Consider the following 1,346-nt stretch of genomic DNA (forward strand, 5'->3'; position numbering starts at 1 on the left):
GCCGGCAAAACGCTGGGCGAGTTCGAGACCGTCGACGTTGGCCAGGCCGAGGCCGAGCCGGACGGCGCGACCGCCGTCAACCTCGACGCCGCGCTGGCCACATTCAGCCACTGGCTGCACCTGGCCGACACCGCGCCGGTACTGGCCACGGCAGCGGCGGTCGTCGCCAACCTCGCCGTCGGCGACCCGGTGTGGCTGCTTATTGTCGGGCCGCCGTCCAGCGGCAAGACCGAAATTCTGCAATCCGTCGCCGGCCTGGACTACGTGGCCTCAGCCGCGACGGTCAGCGAAGCCGCGCTGCTGTCGGGCACCTCCCGGCGCGAACGCGCCAGTGACGCTACCGGCGGCCTGCTGCGCCAGATCGGCGACTTCGGCATCCTGCTCGCCAAAGACTTCACCAGCGTGCTGTCGCAGAACCGCGACACCGCGCGGGCAGCCATGGCCGCGTTGCGCGAAGTCTACGACGGAAGCTGGCACCGGCCCGTAGGGACCGACGGCGGCAAGGTGCTGCACTGGCGCGGCAAATGCGGGTTCCTCGGCGGGGTGACACCCAGCTATGACCGCTACGGCTCCATCGTGAACGCGCTCGGCGACCGGTACCTGCTGCTGCGGATGCCCGACGTTGACGCGGCAGCCCAGGCCCGCGCAGCCCTGAGCACGACCGGCCGTGAACAACAGATGCGCGCCGAGCTGGCCGCAGCCATGACCGGACTCATCGCCGGAGCCCGCACCGAATGCCTACACGCCGCGCTGCCAGCACCCGAACAGGACCGGCTGGTCAGCCTCGCGTCGTTCGCGGCCCGGGCCCGTACCGCCGTCGAGCGCGACGGATACACCGGCGAACTATTGGTCTCACCGCAGCCTGAAGGCCCCGCCCGCCTGGTCAAGGCGCTACGCCGCATGTATGGGGCGCTGGGCGCCGTCGGAGCCGACACGCAAACACGCTGGGCGATCCTGGAACGTGTTGCGCTCGACTGCGCGCCGGCGCTGCGGCGCCCGTTGATGCAAGCGCTCGTCGACAGCAGCGACCCGCTGCGCACCGCCGAGCTGGGCGAGCGCGTGGGGATGGTCACCAAGACGGCCGCGCGACACCTTGACGACCTGGCGCTGCTGGGCGTCGCTGAGCGAAGGAAACACTCCGGTGCGGCCAACGCCCCCGACCTTTGGGCGGCCAGCGAGTGGCTTCGTGAACTGTGGCCCCGAAAAGTAAGACAGAAATCTACTACTGAGCGCGAAAGGAGAATTAAAGAGGAGCCCAATCACCCCCAAGACGGACCAATACCGCCCACGGTTGGTTTCTGTCCCACTTCGGAGCCCCAAATACCGCCCTCGGTTGGTTTCTGTCC

The 1,346-nt window shown here is 68.9% G+C and carries 1 protein-coding gene; it reads left to right on the plus strand.

From position 1 onward, the window contains the following. Nucleotides 1–1,346: hypothetical protein (locus tag AC2VON_RS17120; protein WP_486954018.1), on the plus strand; the 1,346-nt coding region annotated here is incomplete at both ends.

Source organism: Mycobacterium sp. TH-M82 (assembly GCF_057473605.1).